Raw genomic sequence first — 17,824 nt, 5'->3', positions numbered from 1 at the left:
TTTTTTTTAATGACACGGCGACCACCGAGAGCTACACTCTTCCCCCCCACTCCTCTCTTCCGATCTGCCGAACCGGCGGCCAGCGCACCGCCGACGGCGGCGCGCAGCTGCTCGCGGTCGACCGCCGGCACCGGCGCGGCCTGCGGCGGCAGCTGGTCGGCCAGCTGTTCGGCGGCGTTGAACACCTGCAGGCAGGCGCCGCAGCGCACGGCGCCGCGGGCCATGCCGAGCTGCGCGCGGGAGACGCGGAAGCGGGTCTGGCAATGGGGGCACTGGGTGACGAACGACTCGGTCATGCTGGCGGCAATCCGGAACAGGTCAGATGGTCATTCTAGCGCAGCGCCGTGCGCCCCGGCAGCGGGCCGACCGTTCAGCGGCGCACGCCGCTGATGCGTACCCAGCCGTCCTTCTCCGCCGTGGGGGCGAGCTCGAAGGCGCCTGCGTAGGCGGCGCGCACTTCCTCGGCCTGCTCGGCGAGGATGCCGGACAGCGCCAGGCGCCCGCCGTTCTTGACCAGCGCGGTGATGGTCGGCGCCAGCTGCACCAGCGGGCCGGCGAGGATGTTGGCGACCACCACGTCGGCCGGCTGCGGCGGCAGGTCGGCCGGCAGGTAGACCGGGAAGCGTGCCGGGTCGATGCCGTTGCGGTCGGCGTTGTCGCGCGAGGCCTCCAGCGCCTGCGGGTCGATGTCGGTGCCCAGCGCCTGCGGCGCGCCGAGCAGCAGCGCGGCGATGGCGAGGATGCCCGAGCCGCAGCCGAAGTCGAGCACGGTGCAGCCGGCGAGGTCCTGGCCGTCCAGCCACTCCAGGCACAGCGCGGTGGTCGGGTGGGTGCCGGTGCCGAAGGCCAGGCCGGGGTCGAGCAGCAGGTTGACCGCGTCGGGCTCGGGCGCCTGGTGCCAGCTCGGCACGATCCACAGGCGCTGGCCGAAGCGCATCGGCTGGAAGTTGTCCATCCAGCTGCGCTCCCAGTCCTGGTCCTCGATGCGCTCGACCTGATGCTCGGGCAGCTCGCCGCCGCGCAGCAGTTTCAGGTGGGCGAGCACCGCGTCGCCGTCGGTGCCGTCCTCGAACAGGGCGAGCAGGTGGGTGTGGCTCCACAGCGGGGTGGTGCCGAGGTCCGGTTCGAAGATCGGCTGGTCCTCGGCGTCCATGAAGGTCACCGAGACGGCGCCCAGTTCCAGCAGCTGGTCTTCCAGCTCGGCGGCCTGGTCGGGGGTGATGGCGAGTCGGACTTGCAGCCAGGGCATGGGGGAGGCCTCTTCGGGAGTGGGCAAGGAAAGGCGGGCAAGCTTACTGGAGGGGCGGGGGCTGTGCCAGCAGGAGGGGATGTGCAGAGCGGCATCCCGCTGTAGGGGCGAATTCATTCGCCTGGGCGGGCCGCGCTGGCGAATGAATTCGCCCCTACAGGTGTGCGCCGTGAAACGACAGGGGCCGCCCGAAGGCAGCCCCTGTGGTTCAGCGCCGAGCCGGGGCTCAGTGCTTGTCCATACCCAGTTTCTTTTCCAGGTAGTGGATGTTGACGCCGCCCTTGCAGAAGCCGGCATCGCGGGTCAGGTCGCGGTGCAGCGGGGCGTTGGTCTTGATGCCGTCGACGATCAGCTCGTCCAGGGCGTTGCGCATGCGGCCCATGGCCTCGTCGCGGCTGGCACCGAAGGTGATCAGCTTGGCGATCAGCGAATCGTAGTACGGCGGTACCGCGTAGCCGTCGTACAGGTGCGAGTCGACGCGCACGCCGTTGCCGCCCGGGGCATGGTAGTGCTTGACCTTGCCGGGGCTCGGCATGAAGGTGCGCGGGTCTTCGGCGTTGATCCGGCACTCGATGGCGTGACCGCGGATCACCACGTCTTCCTGCCTGATCGACAGCTTCTCGCCGCCGCCGATGCGCAGCATCTCCTTGACGATGTCGATGCCGGTGACCATCTCGGTGACCGGGTGCTCGACCTGCACGCGGGTGTTCATCTCGATGAAGTAGAAGTTGCCGTCTTCATAGAGGAACTCGAAGGTGCCGGCGCCGCGGTAGCCGATGTCGATGCAGGCCTGCACGCAGTGGGCCTGGACCTTGCGGCGGGCCTCCTCGTCGATCAGCGGGGCGGGCGCTTCCTCGATCACCTTCTGGTGGCGGCGCTGCAGCGAGCAGTCGCGGTCGCCCAGGTGGATGGCGTTGCCCTGGCCGTCGGCCAGCACCTGGATCTCCACGTGGCGCGGGTTGACCAGGAACTTCTCCAGGTAAACCATCGGGTTGCCGAAGGCGGCGCCGGCCTCGGTGCGGGTCAGCTTGGCCGAGGCGATCAGGTCCTCTTCCTTGTGCACCACGCGCATGCCGCGACCACCGCCGCCGCCGGCGGCCTTGATGATCACCGGATAGCCCACTTCGCGGGCGATCTTCAGTGCTTCCTGCTCGTCTTCCGGCAGCGGGCCGTCGGAACCCGGCACGGTCGGCACGCCGGCCTTTTTCATGGCGTTCTTGGCCGAGACCTTGTCGCCCATCAGGCGGATCACGTCGGCGGTCGGACCGATGAAGGTGAAGCCGGATTTCTCCACCTGCTCGGCGAAGTCGGCGTTCTCGGCGAGGAAGCCGTAGCCCGGGTGGATGCCGTCGGCACCGGTGACCTCGGCGGCGGCGATGATCGCCGGGATGCTCAGGTAGGACTGGGCGGAAGCCGCCGGGCCGATGCACACGGACTCATCGGCCAGCGAGACATGCATCAGATCGCGGTCGGCAGTCGAGTGCACCGCCACGGTCTTGATGCCCAGTTCCTTGCACGCGCGCAGGACGCGCAGGGCGATCTCGCCGCGGTTGGCAATCAGGACTTTTTGCAACATCGCAGGTACTCCGCGTGTCAGACGATGGTGAACAGCGGCTGGTCGAATTCAACCGGATGGCCGTTCTCGACCAGGACCTGGCCGATGGTGCCGCTGGCTTCGGCCTCGATGTGGTTCATCATCTTCATCGCTTCGACGATGCACAGGATGTCGCCCTTCTTGACGCTCTGGCCGACTTCGACGAACGGCTTGGCGTCCGGCGAGGAGGCGCGGTAGAAGGTGCCGACCATCGGCGAGCGCACCACGTTGCCGGTCAGCGCCGGGGCAGCCGGAGCGGCGGCAGCGGCCGGAGCGGCAGCCGGGGCGGCGACCGGAGCCGGGGCCGGAGCGGCGGCGTAGACCGGCTGGGCGGCGTACTGCGGCTGCTTGTTGCTGTGGCGGCTGATGCGCACGGACTCTTCGCCTTCGCAGATTTCCAGCTCGTCGATACCGGACTCTTCCAGCAGCTCGATCAGTTTCTTGACTTTACGAATGTCCATCAGGGGCACTCCAGAAATGTGGTCAGGGTCGTTGCAGTTGTTCGATGGCGGCTTCGAGGGCCAGATGGTAGCCGCTGGCGCCGAGGCCGCAGATCACCCCCACCGCCACGTCCGAGAAGTAGGAGTGGTGGCGGAAGGGTTCACGTTTGTGCACGTTCGACAGGTGAACTTCGATGAATGGGATGCTCACCGCCAGCAATGCGTCACGCAATGCGACGCTGGTATGGGTGAAAGCCGCCGGATTGATGATGATGAAGTCGATGCCCTCGCCGCGAGCGGCGTGGATGCGCTCGATCAGCTCGTACTCGGCGTTGCTCTGCAGGTGCAGCAGGTGGTGGCCGGCGGCGCGGGCGCGGGCCTCCAGGTCGGCGTTGATGTCGGCGAGGGTGGTGGCGCCGTAGACGCCCGGCTCGCGGGTGCCCAGCAGGTTCAGGTTGGGGCCGTGCAGCACCAGGAAGGTGGCCATGCGTGCAGTCCTGTCAGCGATGGGGGCAGAAAAGTTGCGGGAATATGCCGGAAAAACCGGGCGACTGTCCAGCGCCGCGGTTTTTTGCCGTAGATGGCCGCAAGATGGCTGACGATGGCCGGAATCGGCCGGTCAGAAGCGCGCCGCGGCCTGTTCCAGACGGGCGGCGAAGGCGGCGGCGTCGATTTCGCCGACCACCCGCAGGTCCTGCCACTCGCTGCCGTCGGCGGCGAACAGCAGGATGGCCGGCGGGCCGAACAGCCGGTAGCGGTCGAGCAGGGCGCGCTGCTCGGGGCTGCTTTCGGTGATGTCGAAGCGCACCAGCTGCCAGGCGGCCAGCTGCGGGGCGACCTGCGGCGCCTCGAGCACCTCGCGCTCGATCACCTTGCAGCTGATGCACCAGTCGGCGTACCAGTCGAGCAGCAGCGGCCGGCCGGCGGCTTTCGCCGCGGCGAAGGTGGCGTCCAGTTCGGCGGGCGTGCTGACGGTCTGCCAGCCGGCGTGGGCGGCCGGGACGGCCCCCGGAGCGACCTGGGCCAGCGCCGGACGACCGAGCGGGCGCAGCGGGTCGCTCTCGCCGCGCAGCGCGCCGACCCAGGCGGTCAGCGCGTAGACCAGCAGCAGCAGGCCGAACAGCTGGGCGACGCGCTGGCGGTGGGTCTTGGGCACCATCTCTAGGGCGCCGAGATTGAGCGCCACGCCGCCGGCCAGGAGGCCCCACAGCGCCAGGCTGAGCTGGCCGGGCAGTACGCGCTCGAGCAGCCAGATCGCCACGGCCAGCAGCAGCACGCCAAAGGCGTTGCGCACGCTGGTCATCCACACCCCCGAGCGCGGCAGCAGGGCGCCGCCGCCGGTGGCGAACAGCACCAGCGGCGCACCCATGCCCAGGCCGAGGGCGAACAGCTTGAGGCCGCCGCCGAGGGCGTCGCCGCTGGCGCTGATGTACAGCAGGGCGCCGGCCAGCGGCGCGGAGACGCAGGGCGACACCAGCAGGCTGGAGAACACGCCGAGCAGCGCCGCGCCGAGAATCGAGCCGCCGCGCGCGTGGCCGGCCATGCGGTCGAGCGGCTCGCGGACGAAGGCCGGCAGGCGCAGCTCGTAGACGCCGAACATGGCCAGCGCGAAGGCGGCGAAGAACAGCGCGAAGGGTGCCAGCACCCAGGGCGACTGCAGGCGCGCCTGCAGGTTGAGCTCGGCGCCGAACAGCCCCATCAGTGCGCCGAGCACGGCGAAGCAGGCGGCCATCGGCAGCACGTAGGCCAGCGACAGCACCAGCCCGCGCATGCCGCCGACCTGGCCGCGCAGCACCACCCCGGAGAGGATCGGCAGCATCGGCAGCACGCAGGGGGTGAAGGTCAGGCCGAGGCCGGCGAGGAAGAACAGCGCCAGCTCGCGCCAGTTCCAGACGGCCGGCGCGGCGCCCGCCGCAGCCACACCGGCAGCGGCGGTGGTCGCCGGCACGCTGGCGGCGTTCGCGGCGCCGCCGATCTGCAGGGTCGCAGTTTCCGGCGGGTAGCACAGGCCCTGGTCGGCGCAGCCCTGGTAGGTGACGCGCAGGGTGAAGGGCTGGCCGGACGGATTGGCCAGCGGCAGCTCGACGTCGGTCACCCCGTAGTACACCTCGACGTCGCCGAAGTACTCGTCGTGCTTGGCCTGGCCCGCCGGCAGCTGTGCCTCGCCGGCGAGCAGGCCGGCCGGCTCGCTGCGGAACTGGAAGCGGTGGCGGTACAGGTAGTAGCCCTCGGCATTGACGAAGCGCAGCTTCACCCGCCGGTCATCGCTCTCCACCAGACTGAGGCGGAAGGCCTCGGCTACCGGCAGGAAGTCGCTGCTGTTGTTCAGCGGTGCGCTCAGCGGCGCGCCGCCCGGCACGGGGGCGGGGCGGGCGTCGAACAGGCCGGCGCTGGCGGGCAGGGTGAACAGCAGCAGGAGCAGGAGCAGCAGACGAGGCATCACGGTCTCTCGTTCGGGGACGCCGGCATGATAGCGGAAAGGGGCTGCGGCGGGACTGCGGCAGATGGCCGTGCTTTTCTGCCGACGTGCGGCGCGGCCATGCTTTATAGTGCAAGGCAATCTGCGGCCCCGCGAGCGGGTCGCCGGCGCAAATCGTTTCTCGGGGAGTAAGGACCAAGCCATGCTGGACTGGAAGAACAAGGTCGGCGCCATGCGCGACAGCGTCGACGATTCGGTGGAGGGCGCGCGCAGCTACTTCGGCGGCATCTGGGCCAGCCGCGCGGTCGGCGGCGTGCTCGGCGTCTACCTGCTCGGCGCCCTGGTGGTGGGCTGGTACTGGAGCCTCGAGCCCGACCTGCTGCCGGTGCAGCAGCAGGCGCAGGCCGCGGCGGAGAAGGCCCAGGTACAGCTGGTGCCCGGCTTCACCACGGTGGAGACCCTGAAGAACGTGACCGGCGTGCTGCTCGACAAGCCGGGTGGCTACCTGTCCAACGACGTCGCGCCGCCCGGCCTGTGGCTGGACAACATGCCCAACTGGGAATACGGCGTGCTGGTGCAGGTGCGCGACCTGGCCCGCGCCCTGCGCAAGGACTTCGCCCGCTCGCAGTCGCAGTCCACCGAGGACGCCGACCTGGCCAAGGCCGAGCCGAAGCTGCACTTCGACAGCAACAGCTGGGCGCTGCCGGCCAGCGAGCAGGAATACCGCGACGCCATCCGTTCGCTGACCCGCTTCCAGAAGCGCCTGTCCGATCCGGCGCAGACCCAGGCGCAGTTCTATGCCCGCGCCGACAACCTGCGCAACTGGCTGACCGACGTCGAGACCCGCCTCGGCTCGCTGTCGCAGCGGCTGTCCGCCAGCGTCGGCCAGATGCGCCTGAACACCGATGTCAGCGGCGCCATCCCCGCCGGCAGCGAGGAAATCGTCAAGACCCCCTGGCTGCAGATCGACAACGTGTTCTACGAGGCGCGCGGCCAGGCCTGGGCGCTGTCGCACTTCCTGCGCGCCATCGAGGTCGACTTCGCCGACGTGCTGGCCAAGAAGAACGCCACGGTCAGCGTGCGGCAGATCATCCGCGAGCTGGAGGCGGCCCAGGAGCCGCTGTGGAGCCCGATGGTGCTCAACGGCGACGGCTTCGGCGTGCTGGCCAACCACTCGCTGGTGATGGCCAACTACATCTCGCGCGCCAACGCGGCGATCATCGACCTGCGCCAGCTGCTCGAGCAGGGTTGAGGGGGCGGGCGTGAGCAAGAAGATGTCCTCCTTCGCCGCCCTCGGCGGCCTGGTCTACTCCACCGACGCCGGCCGCCACTGCCCGGACTGCGGCCAGCCGGTGGCCGGGTGCATCTGCGGCCAGCCGCAGGTCCCGGCCGGCGACGGCATCGCCCGGGTGCGCCGCGAGAGCAAGGGGCGCGGCGGCAAGACGGTGACCACCATCAGCGGCGTGCCGCTGGCCGGCGAGCCGCTCAAGGAGCTGGCCAGCGCGCTGAAGAAGCGCTGCGGCACCGGCGGCGCGCTCAAGGACGGGGTGATCGAGATCCAGGGCGAGCACGTCGAGCTGTTGATCGCCGAGCTGGAGAAGCGCGGCTTCAAGGCGAAGAAATCCGGCGGCTGAGCGCCGCCCCGCGCCCGCTCGGCGGGCGCCATCTTTCCAGCGCGGCCGGTGTGCCGGTCGCCAGCACAGGGAGAACCGCGCATGGCCCGAGCCCCCCGCAAGGACAACGAGAGCCCCTGGAGCGTCGCCGACAGCCGCCGCGTCTACGGCATCCGCCACTGGGGCGCCGGCTACTACGCGATCAGCGACGCCGGCACCGTCGAGGTGCGCCCGCAGGGCCCCGACGGTGCGCCCATCGACCTGCACGCGCTGGTCGGCCAGCTGCGCGCCTCCGGCCTGTCGCTGCCGCTGCTGGTGCGCTTCCCCGGCATCCTCCAGGACCGCGTGCGCCAGCTCACCGGCGCCTTCGACGCCAGCATCGCCCGCCAAGGCTATCAGAACTGCTACACCGCGCTGTACCCGATCAAGGTCAACCAGCAGGAGGCGGTGGTGGAGAACATCATCGCCACCGACGACGTCGCCATCGGCCTGGAGGCCGGCTCCAAGCCGGAGCTGATGGCGGTGCTGGCGCTGGCGCCCAGGGGCGGCACCATCGTCTGCAACGGCTACAAGGACCGCGAGTTCATCCACCTGGCGCTGATCGGCCAGAAGCTCGGCCACAACCTGTTCGTGGTGATCGAGAAGGAGTCCGAGGTGGCGCTGCTGATCGAGGAGGCCGCCGCCCTCGGCGTGCAGCCGCAGATCGGCCTGCGCGTGCGGCTGTCCTCGCTGGCCTCGAGCAAGTGGGCCGACACCGGCGGCGAGAAGTCCAAGTTCGGCCTGTCCGCCGCGCAGATCCTGCGCGTGGTCGAGCGCCTGCGCGCGGCGGGGCTCGACCAGGGCATCCGCCTGCTGCACTTCCACATGGGCTCGCAGATCGCCAACCTGGCCGACTACCGCAAGGGCTTCCGCGAGGCGATCCGCTACTACGGCGAGCTGCGCGGCCTCGGCCTGCCGGTCGACCACGTCGACGTCGGCGGCGGCCTGGGCGTCGACTACGACGGCACCCACTCGCGCAACGCCAGCTCGATCAACTACGACATGGCCGACTACGCCGCCACCGTGGTCGACATGCTCCGCGAGTTCTGCGACCGCCAGGAGCTGCCGCACCCGCACATCTTCTCCGAAAGCGGCCGGGCGATGACCGCCCACCACGCGGTGCTGGTGGTGCAGGTCACCGACGTCGAGCGCCACGACGACAGCGCGCCGCAGTTCGATCCGGCGGCCGAGCGCCCGGAGACCCTGCAAGCGCTGTTCGACCTGCTCGGCGACAGCGACCCGGAGATGGTCGCCGAGAGCTACTGGCGCGCCACCCACCTGATCGGCGAGGTGGCCGGGCAGTACTCGGCCGGCAAGCTCGGCCTGCGCGACAAGGCGCTGGCCGAGCAGTGCTACTTCGCCATCTGCCGGCGCCTGTACGACCAGCTGCAGGCGCGCCAGCGCTCGCACCGCCAACTGATCGACGAGCTCAACGACAAGCTGGCCGACAAGTACATCTGCAACTTCTCGGTGTTCCAGAGCCTGCCCGACACCTGGGCCATCGAGCAGATCCTGCCGATCGCGCCGCTGCAGCGCCTCGACGAGCAGCCGACCCGCCGCGCGGTGCTGCAGGACCTGACCTGCGACTCCGACGGCAAAATCCGCCAGTACGTCGACGAGCAGAGCATCGAGACCAGCCTGCCGGTGCATGCGCTGCGCGAGGGCGAGGACTACCTGCTCGGCGTGTTCCTGGTCGGCGCCTACCAGGAGATCCTCGGCGACATGCACAACCTGTTCGGCGACACCGACTCGGTGAACGTCTACCAGCGCCCGGACGGCAGCGTGTTCCACGCCGGCATCGAGACCCACGACACCATCGAGGACCTGCTGCGCTACGTGCACCTGGAGCCGGCCGAGCTGATGTCGCTGTACCGCGAGAAGGTCGCCGTGGCCAGCCTGTCCGCCGCCGAGCGCGCACGCTTCCTCGACGCCCTGCGCCTAGGGCTGACCCGCTCGTCGTACCTGGCGCCCTGAGCGGGCACGCCTGCGCCGCGTCCTGGCCGGCGCTGCCGGCGCGAAGGTGCACTGCCGATTGCACACGGGGCGCCAGCGGCGCCCCGTGCACGACGCGAGACTCAGAACTTGTCGGGGAACTGCTTGACCAACGCACCGGCCAGCGCGTCGGCGATGCCGAGGATGTGTTCGCGCATGGCGTGCCAGGTCTTCGCTTCGCCGGCGTAGTCCATCTTGGCGAACTGGTCGATCTGCGCGATGTGGTGCCCGCCATGGGCGCTGAGCAGAGTCACCAGGGTGTCCTCCGGCAGATAGGGGTTGGCCTTGGCCAGGAAGGCGGCGATGGCCTTGGCGTTGCTGACCAGGGTGTCCGTGGCCGCCTTCTGCTTGGCCGCATCCTTGGCCACGCTGGCGTCGCTGTAGTCCTTGATCGCCCCCCAGTGGCCGGCCAGCAGCTTGAGCATCTGCTCAGCGGCCGGTTGGCCGTATAGCGGTTGCAGGCTGTTGGCGATCGCCGTGGCGTTGGCCACCACTTCCTTGGCCGCGGTCTCGGCCTGGGCGAACTTGCCGTTCTGGTTGGCCAGCGCGTAGTTCCTTACCCAGAAGATGTGCTCGACCCACAGGTCGCGCAGAGCCAGGCGGGTGGTCAGGGCGGCGTTCGGCTGTTCGGCCTGGGCGGCAGCAGGAGCCGCCGTGGCTTGGTTCCAGGCCAGCGGCGCGCAGAGCGCCAGCAGCAGGGCCAGGGTGCGGATGAGCATGTCGGTACCCTCACGTGATGGATGGTCCCCCGCTCACTAGTGAAGGTCGAAACCGGGCAAAGGCCAATCCGTCGGACGGACGGCGCTGGCAGGTCGTAGAGTAGAGACGAGCGCAGGTCTTTTCATGCGTGGGCGCGCCGGGAGTGGTGGAAAATCGCGCCGCGAGTTTTCCGCTGGCGGAAAAGCAGACGCCCCGCAATTGCGGGGCGCCTGTCGTTCGAGCGGCGGAAGGGATCAGTCCTCCAGCAGCGCCTTGTTGCGCACCGCGCCCTTGTCGGCGCTGGTGGCGAGCAGGGCGTAGGCCTTCAGCGCGGTGCTGACCTTGCGCGCGCGCGGCGCGGCCGGCTTCCAGCCCTTGTGGTCCTGATGCAGGCGGCGGGCCTTCAGTTCGTCGTCGCCGACCAGCAGACTGATGCTGCGGTTGGGGATGTCGATGAGGATCTTGTCGCCTTCCTCGACCAGGCCGATGGCGCCGCCCGAGGCGGCTTCCGGCGAGACGTGGCCGATCGACAGGCCCGAGGTGCCGCCGGAGAAGCGGCCGTCGGTGAGCAGGGCGCACTGCTTGCCCAGGCCCTTGGACTTCAGGTACGAGGTCGGGTAGAGCATTTCCTGCATGCCCGGACCGCCCTTCGGGCCTTCGTAGCGGATCACCACGATGTCGCCCGGCTGGATCTCGTCGGCGAGGATGCCCTTCACCGCGGCGTCCTGGCTCTCGTAGATGCGCGCGCGGCCTTCGAACACGTGGATGGATTCGTCGACGCCGGCGGTCTTCACCACGCAGCCGTCCAGGGCGATGTTGCCGTACAGCACGGCCAGGCCGCCTTCCTGGGAGTAGGCGTTCGCCACGCTGCGGATGCAGCCCTCGAAGCGGTCGGTGTCCAGGCTCGGCCAGCGGGTGCTCTGGCTGAATGCGGTCTGCGACGGGATGCCGGCAGGGCCCGCCTTGAAGAAGGTGTGCACGGCTTCGTCGCTGGTCTGGGTGATGTCCCAGGCGGCGATGGCGTCGGCCATGGTCGGGCTGTGCACGGTCGGCACGTCGGTGTGCAGCAGGCCGCCGCGGGCCAGCTCACCGAGGATGCTGATGATGCCGCCGGCGCGGTGCACGTCTTCCATGTGGTACTTCTGGATGTTCGGCGCGACCTTGCACAGCTGCGGCACGCGACGCGACAGTTGGTCGATGTGGCGCAGGTTGAAGTCGACCTCGGCCTCCTGGGCGGCGGCCAAGAGGTGCAGGATGGTGTTGGTCGAGCCGCCCATGGCGATGTCCAGGGTCATGGCGTTCTCGAACGCCTTGAAGCTGGCGATCGAGCGCGGCAGCACCGACTCGTCGCTCTCGCCGTAGTAGCGCTGGCACAGCTCGACGATCAGGCGGCCGGCCTTGAGGAACAGCTGCTCGCGGTCGGCGTGGGTGGCCAGGGTGGTGCCGTTGCCCGGCAGGGAGAGGCCGAGGGCCTCGGTCAGGCAGTTCATCGAGTTGGCGGTGAACATGCCCGAGCAGCTGCCGCAGGTCGGGCAGGCGCTGCGCTCGTACTCGGCGACGGTCTCGTCGGAGCAGGAGTCGTCGGCGGCGGCGACCATGGCGTCGACCAGGTCGAGGCCGTGGCTGGCCAGCTTGGTCTTGCCGGCCTCCATCGGGCCGCCGGAGACGAACACCACCGGGATGTTCAGGCGCAGGGCGGCCATCAGCATGCCGGGGGTGATCTTGTCGCAGTTGGAGATGCACACCAGGGCGTCGGCGCAGTGGGCGTTGACCATGTACTCGACGGAGTCGGCGATGATCTCGCGGCTCGGCAGCGAATAGAGCATGCCGTCGTGGCCCATGGCGATGCCGTCGTCGACGGCGATGGTGTCGAATTCCTTGGCCACGCCGCCGGCCTTCTCGATCTCGCGGGCGACCAGCTGGCCGAGGTCCTTCAGGTGCACGTGGCCGGGCACGAACTGGGTGAAGGAGTTGGCGACGGCGATGATCGGCTTCTTGAAGTCCTCGTCCTTCATCCCGGTGGCGCGCCACAGCGCGCGGGCGCCGGCCATGTTGCGGCCGAAGGTGGAGGTTTTCGAGCGATAGTCAGGCATGGCGGGTTCCCGGAATGCAGGCGGATACTGAGCTTTCCAGAATACCAGCGATTGGCGGGCGGGTGCAGCGGGGCGGATGGGGTGCGCACGGCGCACCCTACGCAGGCCCGGGCGTAGGGTGCGCCGTGCGCACCAGAAGGATGCCGCCTCAGTTCGGCAGGATGCGGCAGGTCAGGCTCTTGATGTAGCGGGTCTCGTTGATCGCCGGGTGCACCGGGTGGTCCGGGCCCTGGCTGCCGCGCTCGAGCAGCTGGATGTGGCGGTCGAGGTGGCGGGCGCTCTGCAGCAGGATGTTCTGCAGGTCGTCCTCGGGCAGGTGCATCGAGCAGCTGGCGCTGACCAGGATGCCGTCCTTGCTCAGCAGGCGCATGGCCTGTTCGTTGAGGCGGCGGTAGGCGGCCTCGCCGTTCTTCAGGTCCTTCTTGCGCTTGATGAAGGCGGGCGGGTCGGCGACGATCACGTCGAAGCGCTCCTCGGCGGCCTTCAGCTCCTTGAGCGCCTCGAACACGTCGCCCTCGACGCAGGCCATCTTCTCGCCCACGCCATTCAGCGCGGCGTTACGCTCGACGCCGTCCAGCGCCAGCGCCGAGCCGTCCACGCACATCACCTCGGAGGCGCCGAACACCGCGGCCTGCACGCCCCAGCCGCCGACGTAGCTGAACAGGTCGAGCACGCGCTTGCCCTTGACGTAGGGCGCCAGGCGCGCGCGGTTGAGGCGGTGATCATAGAACCAGCCGGTCTTCTGGCCGCCCTGCACCGGCGCCTCGAACTTCACGCCGTTCTCCTCCAGGGCCACCCACTCCGGCATCACGCCGAAGGCGGTTTCCACGTAGCGTTGCAGGCCCTCGGCGTCGCGGGCGCTGGAGTCGTTCTTGAACAGGATGCCGGCCGGCTTGAGCACCTGCACCAGCGCCTCGACCACGGCGTCCTTGTGGCGCTCCATGGTCGCCGAGGCCAGCTGCACCACCAGGTGGTCGCCGAAGCGGTCGACCACCAGGCCCGGCAGCAGGTCGGAGTCGCCGTACACCAGGCGGTAGCAGGGCGCGTCGAACAGGCGCTCGCGCAGGGACAGGGCGACGTTGATGCGGTGCACCAGCAGCGACTTGTCCAGCACGTGCTTGGTGTCGCGGGAGATCAGCCGGGCGCAGATCAGGTTCTGCGGGCTGATCGCGACTATGCCCAGCGGCTTGCCGCCCGCCATCTCGAGGATGGCTTGGTCGCCCGGCTGGAACAGGCTGAGCGGGGTGGCCGCCACGTCCACCTCGTTGCTGTAGACCCACAGGTGGCCGGCGCGCAGGCGGCGCTCGGCGTTGGCTTTCAGTCGCAGGCTGGGCAGGGACATGGGGCACTCTCGCAAAAAGCGCGGAGTATAGCGGAAGGCAGGGCTTCAGGCGCCTGCCGGCGGGCGCGCGAGGGTGAGCGGGGCCGGCAATCCTGCTATGTTGGCGCCCCCTGTTTTGCCCGTGTCAGCCGCCATGCCAGAACTGCCCGAAGTCGAAACCACCCGCCGCGGCATCGCCCCGCACCTGGAAGGCCACCGCGTGACCCGCGTGATCGTCCGCGAGCGGCGCCTGCGCTGGCCGATTCCCGAGGATCTCGACGTGCGCCTGTCCGGCCAGCGCATCGAGCGGGTCGGCCGGCGGGCCAAGTACCTGCTGATCGAGGCCGAGTGCGGCACCCTGATCGGCCACCTGGGCATGTCCGGCAGCCTGCGCCTGATCGAGGCCGGCCTGCCGGCGGAAAAGCACGAGCACGTCGACATCGAGCTGGATTCGGGCCTGGCGCTGCGCTACACCGACCCGCGGCGCTTCGGCGCGCTGCTGTGGAGCCTCGACCCGCTGAATCACGAGCTGCTGCGCAAGCTTGGCCCGGAGCCGCTGGGCGACGAGTTCGACGGCGAGCGTCTGTACCGGCTGTCGCGTGGGCGTTCGATGGCGGTCAAGCCGTTCATCATGGATAACGCGGTGGTGGTCGGTGTCGGCAACATCTACGCCAGCGAGGCGCTGTTCGCCGCCGGCATCGATCCGCGCCGCGCGGCCGGCTCGATCTCGCGGGCGCGCTACCTGAAGCTGGCGGAAGAGATCAAGCGCATCCTCGCCCAGGCCATCGACTGCGGCGGCACCACCCTGCGCGATTTCGTCGGCGGCGACGGCAAGCCCGGCTACTTCCAGCAGACGCTGCTGGCCTATGGCCGCGGCGGCGAATTCTGCAAGGTCTGCGGCGCCACCCTGCGCGAGGTCAAGCTCGGCCAGCGTGCCAGCGTGTACTGTCCGCGCTGCCAGAGCTGAGCGCCGCTTGCGGTCCTGGTACGGGCGATTGACGGCGTTCACGCTGGCGCCGGACGATTGGCTGGTATAGTTATCCCCACGTGCAACGCGGCAAAAGGACCCTGCGCATGAAACTGTTCCGTTCCACCGCCCTAGGCCTGATCCTGACCACCGGACTGGCCGCCCTCCCGCTGTCCGCGTCAGCTACCCAGGACAATGTCAGCGGCGACCCGCACTACACCGTGGAGGCGCCCAAGGCCTTCTCCATGGTCGGCGACCTGCTGATCGCCCGTCCGCTGCTGATCGCCGGCACGGTGATCGGTGCGGGAGTCTTCGTGGTGACGCTACCGTTCTCGGCGCTGGGCGGCAACGTCGAGGAAGCCGGCCAGGCGTTGGTGATCGAGCCGGGCCGCGAGGCCTTCGTGCGCTGCCTGGGCTGCACCAGCTCCTGGGCCGCGGACGAGCAGTACGCCCGCTAAGCTGGTCGCGGGCGCCTGCCGGGCGCCCGTTCGCTCTCCCCCCCGCCCCCTTTCCCCGCGCATTTCGGGCAGAATGCCCGACGGCCGTCATTGGCCGGTCTCGGGGCGCCTGCCGCCCCCCGTTCGCCGAGCATGCCGCCTTCGGCAAGCCGATTCCCGGGAGAAGCCTTGTCCATCAACAAGAACAACAAGCTCAACGCAGCCGCGCTGTGGCTGCTGGTGGCGGCGCTGGCCGTGTCGTTCTGGTTCAGCCCGGGGTGGACTCGCCTGGCCGGCGGCCTGGCGCTGTTCCTGTTCGGCATGCAGTGCCTGGAGGAAGGGCTGCGCCAGCTGGCCGGCAGCGAGCTGGAGCGCATCCTCGGCAAGGCCACCGACCGCGCCTGGAAAAGCCTCGGCTTCGGCATCTTCGCCACCGTCATGGTGCAGTCGAGCACCCTGGTGTCGCTGCTGGCCATCGCCTTCCTCGGCACCGGGCTGATCGGCCTGGCGGCCGGCCTGTGCATCGTCTTCGGCGCCAACCTGGGCACTACCAGCGGCATCTGGCTGCTGGCGATGATCGGACAGAGCGCCAGCCTCGGCAGCCTGGCCCTGCCGCTGGCGGTGTTCGGCATCCTGCTCGGTTTCAACGGGCCGAGATCCAGGGGTGCCGGGCGGGTGCTGCTGGGCGTGTGCTTCCTGTTCCTCGGCATCGACCTGATGAAGGGCGGCTTCAGCGATGCCACCGCCATGTTCGATCCGGCCCGCTTCAAGGTGGAGGGCGTGCTCGGCATCCTGCTGTTCACCGGCATCGGCGCGCTGGTCACCGCGGTGGTGCAGTCCAGCCACGCCAGCCTGATGCTGGTGCTGACCGCGCTGGCCTCGGGGCAGATCGACTCCAGCCAGGGCTTCGCCCTGGCCATCGGCACCAATGTCGGCGGCGTGCTGACCGCAGTCATCGGTTCGCTGGGCGGCGCCCGCGCCGGCCAGCGGCTGGCGCTGGCCAACGTGATCTTCAACTGGTCGCTCGCGCTGCTCGCCCTGCTGTTCCTGCAGCCGCTGACGGCGCTGGTACTGCTGCTGGCGGAGCGCCTGGGCTTCGCCGGCAATGCGCTGCTCGAGCTGGCGCTGTTCCACAGCCTGTTCAACGGCCTGGGCCTGCTGCTGTTCATACCCTGGCACGGCCGCCTGGCGCTCTGGCTGGAGCGCCTGCTGCCCGAGCCGGCCGAGCCGCACGTGCTGATCGCCGAGGTGGGCAACGGCCAGGCCCCGCAGGCGCTGCCGCAGACCCGCGCCCGCTATCTGGACGAGAACGCCCTGGGCTCGGCGGGGGCCGCGGTGCAGGCGGTGGCCCGCGAGCTGCAGCACCTGGCGCGCCTGAGCCTGGAAGTGATCTGCCACGCCCTGTACCTGCCGGTCGACCAACTGAACAGCCGGCAGATCGACGACACGGTGTTGCGCAGTTCGGCGCAGATGGCCGGGCATGCGCTGGATGCCGAGCAGCTCTACCAGCGCCACATCAAGGGCGTGTATGCCGACCTGCTGAGCTACATGGGCCGCCTGGAGGCCAGCCTGGACGAAGCGCACAACCGCGCCTGGATCGCCAGCCAACTGGTGGCGCTGCAGCTGGTGGATGCGGTGAAGGACGCCAAGCACCTGCAGAAGAACCTCAGCCGCCTGCTGGTCAACGGCGAGCCGGCGGTCAGCGCGGCCTACGCCGACCTGCGCCGCCACCTGCTCTGGGTGCTGCGCGAGATGCGCGCGATCAGCCTGCTCGATCTGCCGGCCGAGGCCCTGCGCTCGCGCCTGGATCTGTTCGACAGCCAGGCGGCGAGCTTCGACACGGCCTTCCGCGAGCGGCTGTTCGCCGCGGTGCGCGAGCAGCGCCTGGACGGCCTGCGCGCCAGTTCGCTGATGAACGACCTGGGCTACGCCAGCCGCATCGGCCAGAGCCTGCGCAACGTGCTGCTGCTCGGCCTCGGCGACGGCCGCGAGGTGATGCCGCAGCTGCCGTTCCGCAGCGAGAGCGACGAGCCGCTGATCCAGCTGGAGAGCAAATGAAAACGCCGGCCCACAGGGGCCGGCGTCGGTCGACAGCGGGGGGCGGTGGATCAGGCCTTGCCGCTGATGATCAGGTACTTCTGCATCAGCTCGTCGCGGGTTTCCGCGTGGTTGGGGTCGAGCGGGATGCAGTCCACCGGGCAGACCTGCTGGCACTGCGGTTCGTCGTAGTGGCCGACGCATTCGGTGCACAGGTTGGGGTCGATCTCGTAGATCTCCTCCCCTTGGGAAATGGCGCCGTTCGGGCACTCCGGTTCGCAGACGTCGCAGTTGATGCAGTCGTCGGTGATCATAAGGGACATGGGGCAACTCCAGGAGCAGGTACAGTCAACGATCTTTATTGTGCCGCAAGCGCCGGCGCGCCGCACCCGCCGCGTCAGCCGGCGAAGCGCTCGCGCAGGGCCTGGGCGACCACCGGGTGGACGAACTTGCCGATGTCGCCGCCGAGCGCGGCGATTTCCCGCACCAGGGTCGAAGAGATGTAGGAGTACTGTTCCGAGGGGGTGAGGAACAGGCTCTCCACCTGCGGCGCCAGCTGGCGGTTCATGTTGGCCAGCTGGAACTCGTACTCGAAGTCCGACACCGCGCGCAGGCCGCGGATCAGGATGTTGGCCTGTTGCTGCTGGGCGAACTGGGCGAGCAGGTTGGAGAAGCCGATCACCCGCACGTTGGGTAGATGGGCGCTGACTGCCTCGGCCAGCTCGACGCGCTTGTCCAGGCTGAACAGCGGGTTCTTCTTCGGGCTGGCCGCCACGGCGATGATCACCTCGTCGAACAGCCGCGCGGCGCGCTCGAGCAGGTCGCTGTGACCTTTGGTGATGGGGTCGAAAGTGCCCGGGTAAAGCGCTCGGTTCATCCTGTTGTCCTGTTGGCAGGGAGCGTCGGAGGCCCGGATGGTAGCGC

General features: G+C 69.4%; 16 protein-coding genes. 6 read left to right on the top strand and 10 right to left on the bottom strand.

Annotated features, from left to right (window positions below; genetic code table 11):
* Window positions 1–370: 370 nt before the first annotated feature.
* The 5 genes from prmA to RA210_RS17400 all read right to left on the bottom strand — a co-directional run bounded on the left by prmA (window position 371) and on the right by RA210_RS17400 (window position 5,723).
* A complete protein-coding gene (gene prmA, locus RA210_RS17420) occupies window positions 371–1,249 on the bottom strand; it encodes a 50S ribosomal protein L11 methyltransferase (RefSeq protein WP_201487426.1) in 879 nt (292 codons plus the stop codon).
* Between the two features lie 226 nt (window positions 1,250–1,475).
* Window positions 1,476–2,825, bottom strand: coding sequence for an acetyl-CoA carboxylase biotin carboxylase subunit (accC, locus tag RA210_RS17415; RefSeq protein WP_201487425.1), 1,350 nt, complete (start codon window positions 2,823–2,825; stop codon window positions 1,476–1,478).
* 17 nt (window positions 2,826–2,842) lie between these two features.
* Window positions 2,843–3,304: an acetyl-CoA carboxylase biotin carboxyl carrier protein gene (gene accB, locus RA210_RS17410; RefSeq protein WP_201487424.1), complete on the bottom strand. Its 462-nt coding sequence runs from the start codon at window positions 3,302–3,304 to the stop codon at window positions 2,843–2,845.
* A gap of 22 nt (window positions 3,305–3,326) precedes the next feature.
* Entirely contained in the window at window positions 3,327–3,770 is a 444-nt protein-coding gene (aroQ, locus tag RA210_RS17405) for a type II 3-dehydroquinate dehydratase (protein WP_201487423.1), read from the bottom strand.
* Window positions 3,771–3,902: 132 nt separating this feature from the next.
* Window positions 3,903–5,723, bottom strand: a complete 1,821-nt coding sequence (locus tag RA210_RS17400) for a protein-disulfide reductase DsbD (protein ID WP_201487422.1) — start codon at window positions 5,721–5,723, stop codon at window positions 3,903–3,905.
* Window positions 5,724–5,904: 181 nt separating this feature from the next.
* On the opposite strand from RA210_RS17400, the gene RA210_RS17395 reads away from it, so the two are divergent.
* The 3 genes from RA210_RS17395 (at window position 5,905) to speA (ending at window position 9,328) form a co-directional block, all read left to right on the top strand.
* Window positions 5,905–6,954 (top strand): DUF2333 family protein, encoded by a 1,050-nt coding sequence (locus tag RA210_RS17395; RefSeq protein ID WP_136490965.1) that lies wholly within the window; start codon window positions 5,905–5,907, stop codon window positions 6,952–6,954.
* 10 nt (window positions 6,955–6,964) lie between these two features.
* Window positions 6,965–7,336, top strand: a complete 372-nt coding sequence (locus RA210_RS17390) for a translation initiation factor Sui1 (RefSeq protein WP_136490966.1) — start codon at window positions 6,965–6,967, stop codon at window positions 7,334–7,336.
* Between the two features lie 81 nt (window positions 7,337–7,417).
* The gene (speA, locus tag RA210_RS17385) at window positions 7,418–9,328 is read left to right on the top strand and encodes an arginine decarboxylase (RefSeq protein ID WP_201487421.1); all 1,911 of its coding nucleotides are present in this window, start codon (window positions 7,418–7,420) and stop codon (window positions 9,326–9,328) included.
* 101 nt (window positions 9,329–9,429) lie between these two features.
* On the opposite strand, the gene RA210_RS17380 is transcribed toward speA, so the two are convergent.
* The 3 genes from RA210_RS17380 to RA210_RS17370 form a co-directional block, all read right to left on the bottom strand.
* On the bottom strand, window positions 9,430–10,065 hold the full coding sequence (locus RA210_RS17380) for a hypothetical protein (RefSeq protein WP_201487420.1): 636 nt from the start codon (window positions 10,063–10,065) through the stop codon (window positions 9,430–9,432).
* A gap of 234 nt (window positions 10,066–10,299) precedes the next feature.
* Window positions 10,300–12,138: a dihydroxy-acid dehydratase gene (gene ilvD, locus RA210_RS17375; RefSeq protein ID WP_201487419.1), complete on the bottom strand. Its 1,839-nt coding sequence runs from the start codon at window positions 12,136–12,138 to the stop codon at window positions 10,300–10,302.
* A gap of 148 nt (window positions 12,139–12,286) precedes the next feature.
* Window positions 12,287–13,480, bottom strand: coding sequence for a class I SAM-dependent rRNA methyltransferase (locus RA210_RS17370; RefSeq protein WP_201487418.1), 1,194 nt, complete (start codon window positions 13,478–13,480; stop codon window positions 12,287–12,289).
* Between the two features lie 133 nt (window positions 13,481–13,613).
* Here RA210_RS17370 and mutM point away from each other — a divergent pair, with 133 nt between their 5' ends.
* The 3 genes from mutM (at window position 13,614) to RA210_RS17355 (ending at window position 16,921) form a co-directional block, all read left to right on the top strand.
* On the top strand, window positions 13,614–14,426 hold the full coding sequence (gene mutM, locus RA210_RS17365; RefSeq protein WP_201487417.1) for a bifunctional DNA-formamidopyrimidine glycosylase/DNA-(apurinic or apyrimidinic site) lyase: 813 nt from the start codon (window positions 13,614–13,616) through the stop codon (window positions 14,424–14,426).
* A gap of 107 nt (window positions 14,427–14,533) precedes the next feature.
* Window positions 14,534–14,884 (top strand): multidrug transporter, encoded by a 351-nt coding sequence (locus tag RA210_RS17360; RefSeq protein WP_136490972.1) that lies wholly within the window; start codon window positions 14,534–14,536, stop codon window positions 14,882–14,884.
* Window positions 14,885–15,052: 168 nt separating this feature from the next.
* Window positions 15,053–16,921, top strand: coding sequence for a Na/Pi cotransporter family protein (locus tag RA210_RS17355; protein ID WP_236574790.1), 1,869 nt, complete (start codon window positions 15,053–15,055; stop codon window positions 16,919–16,921).
* Between the two features lie 50 nt (window positions 16,922–16,971).
* Here RA210_RS17355 and RA210_RS17350 read toward each other — a convergent pair whose 3' ends face one another.
* Both RA210_RS17350 and coaD read right to left on the bottom strand, forming a co-directional pair.
* Window positions 16,972–17,223 (bottom strand): YfhL family 4Fe-4S dicluster ferredoxin, encoded by a 252-nt coding sequence (locus RA210_RS17350; RefSeq protein ID WP_136490974.1) that lies wholly within the window; start codon window positions 17,221–17,223, stop codon window positions 16,972–16,974.
* A gap of 74 nt (window positions 17,224–17,297) precedes the next feature.
* The gene (gene coaD / locus RA210_RS17345; protein ID WP_136490975.1) at window positions 17,298–17,777 is read right to left on the bottom strand and encodes a pantetheine-phosphate adenylyltransferase; all 480 of its coding nucleotides are present in this window, start codon (window positions 17,775–17,777) and stop codon (window positions 17,298–17,300) included.
* Window positions 17,778–17,824: the final 47 nt, after the last annotated feature.

It is taken from the genome of Pseudomonas sp. OF001 (genome assembly GCF_904426495.1).
Taxonomy (GTDB): Bacteria; Pseudomonadota; Gammaproteobacteria; order Pseudomonadales; family Pseudomonadaceae; genus Geopseudomonas.
Note: the sequence above shows the minus strand (reverse complement) of the source record. Positions and strands in the feature narration are given on the sequence as shown.

Bases quoted from the DNA above. Each gene is read 5' to 3' on its own strand.
- prmA (WP_201487426.1), bottom strand. From the start codon at position 1,249: ATGCCCTGGCTGCAAGTCCGACTCGCCATCACCCCCGACCAGGCCGCC.
- accC (WP_201487425.1), bottom strand. From the start codon at position 2,825: ATGTTGCAAAAAGTCCTGATTGCCAACCGCGGCGAGATCGCCCTGCGC.
- accB (WP_201487424.1), bottom strand. From the start codon at position 3,304: ATGGACATTCGTAAAGTCAAGAAACTGATCGAGCTGCTGGAAGAGTCC.
- aroQ (WP_201487423.1), bottom strand. From the start codon at position 3,770: ATGGCCACCTTCCTGGTGCTGCACGGCCCCAACCTGAACCTGCTGGGC.
- RA210_RS17400 (WP_201487422.1), bottom strand. From the start codon at position 5,723: ATGCCTCGTCTGCTGCTCCTGCTCCTGCTGCTGTTCACCCTGCCCGCC.
- RA210_RS17395 (WP_136490965.1), top strand. From the start codon at position 5,905: ATGCTGGACTGGAAGAACAAGGTCGGCGCCATGCGCGACAGCGTCGAC.
- speA (WP_201487421.1), top strand. From the start codon at position 7,418: ATGGCCCGAGCCCCCCGCAAGGACAACGAGAGCCCCTGGAGCGTCGCC.
- RA210_RS17380 (WP_201487420.1), bottom strand. From the start codon at position 10,065: ATGCTCATCCGCACCCTGGCCCTGCTGCTGGCGCTCTGCGCGCCGCTG.
- ilvD (WP_201487419.1), bottom strand. From the start codon at position 12,138: ATGCCTGACTATCGCTCGAAAACCTCCACCTTCGGCCGCAACATGGCC.
- RA210_RS17370 (WP_201487418.1), bottom strand. From the start codon at position 13,480: ATGTCCCTGCCCAGCCTGCGACTGAAAGCCAACGCCGAGCGCCGCCTG.
- mutM (WP_201487417.1), top strand. From the start codon at position 13,614: ATGCCAGAACTGCCCGAAGTCGAAACCACCCGCCGCGGCATCGCCCCG.
- RA210_RS17360 (WP_136490972.1), top strand. From the start codon at position 14,534: ATGAAACTGTTCCGTTCCACCGCCCTAGGCCTGATCCTGACCACCGGA.
- RA210_RS17350 (WP_136490974.1), bottom strand. From the start codon at position 17,223: ATGTCCCTTATGATCACCGACGACTGCATCAACTGCGACGTCTGCGAA.
- coaD (WP_136490975.1), bottom strand. From the start codon at position 17,777: ATGAACCGAGCGCTTTACCCGGGCACTTTCGACCCCATCACCAAAGGT.